The sequence below is a fragment of the Enterococcus sp. VV15 genome, from assembly GCF_005236045.1.
In the GTDB taxonomy this organism is placed as follows: domain Bacteria; phylum Bacillota; class Bacilli; order Lactobacillales; family Enterococcaceae; genus Enterococcus_B; species Enterococcus_B durans.
The window spans coordinates 1-2988 of sequence record NZ_QPTY01000079.1; the positions used below are offsets into that span (position 1 = coordinate 1).

The window sequence follows — 2988 nt, forward strand, 5'->3', positions numbered from 1 at the left end:
TTGTGGTTAAAAACATTGTACCGTAAAAGGGCTGTTACATGGCCTTTTATCTTTTACACAATTATATGGACTTTATCTCTATTTCTTTTATAATTATTGAAATATAAATATCCTATTTTTTTATTTAAGTTAATTAGAAAGGGTTTTTAATTTTGAATTCAGAAAAAACTTACCAAACTTTAAAATTACTTGCACAGACAAAACGAAAAGATTTCTTAAACTCCAATGATTATGCCTCAATAATGACTGATATGATGCTACAAATACTAAATTTAAAAGATAATTCTTGGGGACATCAAGATTTAGTGCATTATAAATTCAATGTTGAATTAATATCTCTTTACAAAGACTATATAACACTACATGAATCTGATTTTAAAAATAGAAATAGTTTAATTTTAAAAAAATCATTAGAAAATAGCATATATAGTACCTTAGAACCTAGATTATTACAAGATGAAATACAGAATTTAATTACAAATGAAGAAGATAGTTTTTTAGTAATACCATTAAGTGTATTTCAATATGACTCATCGAAAAATGAATGGATTAGTCATGAAGTAGGTTCCATTATAAGAAAAAGATCAGATCAGATTGAAGTAGAGATTATTGACAAATCTGGTTTATTTATACCTTCTCGTGTCAAAAAAGCAGACTATGTTTGGTCCCAAAAACATGAAAATACTCCGCCAAAAATAATTACTGATTATCATTATTTTGTTTCACTAGACAAAATTCCAGAGCTTTCTGATTTATTATCATTAGGAATTAGTAATTTAAAAACACAAAAAGAACGTGTTTTATTAGTACCTTTCACACACGAATTACCTAATTTTTCTAATTCAAATATAATAGATTATTTCTTTACTAAATTAAGTACTATATCAAGCAAAGAACATTATGGAAATAAAATTAGTAGTTACCAAGCTTTAGGAAATTGTTTCTCAAAGGAATTAGATGCCACACTAAAAGTAGCATTAGGTAAAATACAGACTAGTAGTTATTTGTCCCCCCTATCTATGGATAGGCTAAATTCTTATACTTCCCTTTCAGAATATAAATTACCTAATATTAAATCTACTAGTACTATTTATGCTTCTTTAATTGCTATTCTGATGGACCGTTTAGAATCTCTAAACTTTGTGAAAGATGAGTATCAAACAAACCTCATAGAAATATTTAACACTTATAAATATTTAAAGAATTGTCGTCAAGATAGTCCGTTTAAAAAAACATTACAAACTAAATTAACAAATCAACTATACAGTAGTTCTAATTTAGTTATTTCAAAAATCCAAAGAACAAATCTTCCTATAGATAGTTCTAATATCAATTTAGACTATATAAAAAGTATAAGAAATGCATTAATACACGGATATTATACTCCTAAAAGTCTAGATGATTTAAACGCAGAAATAAAAAAACAACCTTTTTATAAAAGAAAAAAATGGAAAGAAAGTATTACATTCAATTATAGGAACCGGTAAAAAATATATAAATTCATTTAAAATAACAAAAATTATATTTCTATAATAAGATGAGGGATAAATATGAATCAAGAAGAGTACTATACCCATCTAGTACAATGGGCAAAATCTAAAAGAACAGCATTCATTAATGACGAAGAATATGCTTTTTTTTCTATGCAAATAATTTTACAATTACTCAATCTAATGGATAACAGAATTTCTTTATCAAAAATGGAATCCTATAAGCCTAACATAGAATTAATTTCTTTATATAAAGATTATTTGGACCTAAACATAAATGATTTTAAATCTCAAAATATAGAATTACTAAAAGTTTCGTTAGAAAATAGTATAAATGCTTCAATTGTACCAGAGCTGTTACCTTTTGAAATTAAAAATTTAATTCCTAATACAAAAGAGAGCTTTTTAATACTACCAATAACAGTAGCTTATTATGATTTTTCTATTGAAGATTGGCAATTCCATGAAATTAGTTGTAGAATACAAAATAAAAATAATTTTATTCAGTTAGAATTTTTTGATAAGGCTAATCAATTCTATTCATTAAGAAATAATTTTAAACCAATAACTATGGATCCTCATCCTATCCAACGTAATAAAAGAGATATTATTAATTACTACTATATTGTACCTAAAGAATCTGTAAAAAAACTATCTACAGTTCTTTGCTTGGGTACTGTAGATATTAGAAAACAAATTAATGAATTATTAAATAAAATAAAAATGCAGAAATCTGATTCAAATACTATGGAATCAGATTTCTCAGAAAATTTTTTTTCAAAAATCAAAAAATTAGCAATAAATGAATATTATGGAGAAATTGTTAGCACATATCAAAATCTTGTAGGAAATTGCCTAATTAAAGAATTAGATATTGCTTTAAAAATTGCATTAGGAGAAGAAAAAGAATGTGAAGTATCTAAAATAAAGCATTCGCTTTCTTTTAAAGGCATTCAAGCTAAATATTTGTATACCTATAAATTGCCACATATAAATTCAACTAAAGAAATATATTTGTCATTAATTGCTATATTACTAGATAGATTGGAAACTTTAAAATTTGATATTTCTATAACTAAAGAAATTATGGAAGATATCTTCAATACTTATTCTTATCTTAAACATTGTAGAATTAATCATCCACTAGCAAAAAAATTACAAATGTATCTAACAAATAATTTCTATAAAAAACAAGATTTGTATATTCCAAAATTAGATTATACTAATATTCATGCTGATATTATTAGTATGAATATTAGTAATATTCACTCTATTAAGCGATCATTAAATAGAATGCCTATAGTACCCAAGAATATTGATTCATTAAAAAAAGAAATAAATAAAGTAAAAAAAAATAAACAAAAAAAGTTTAAGCATAGTTTAAAATATATAGATCGATAAATATAACCAATAGCATTTTCAGTCAAGTCCATAATCCTGTGTAAAATACTATACAATGTTTTACCGGTCTCTCATTGATCAAACTTAATATATTTTC

At 24.3% G+C, this 2988-nt stretch carries 2 protein-coding genes; both read left to right on the plus strand.

All coding sequences use genetic code 11. The features are described 5' to 3' along the window. The first annotated feature begins 152 nt into the window (after window positions 1-152). Window positions 153-1487, plus strand: coding sequence for a hypothetical protein (locus DVW83_RS14435; RefSeq protein WP_104660094.1), 1335 nt, complete (start codon window positions 153-155; stop codon window positions 1485-1487). A 63-nt stretch (window positions 1488-1550) separates the two neighbouring features. Continuing rightward, the gene (locus DVW83_RS14440; protein ID WP_104660093.1) at window positions 1551-2891 is read left to right on the plus strand and encodes a hypothetical protein; all 1341 of its coding nucleotides are present in this window, start codon (window positions 1551-1553) and stop codon (window positions 2889-2891) included. Window positions 2892-2988: the final 97 nt, after the last annotated feature.

Coding starts and splice junctions, on each gene's coding strand:
- DVW83_RS14440 (WP_104660093.1), top strand. CDS start 1,551: ATGAATCAAGAAGAGTACTATACCCATCTAGTACAATGGGCAAAATCT.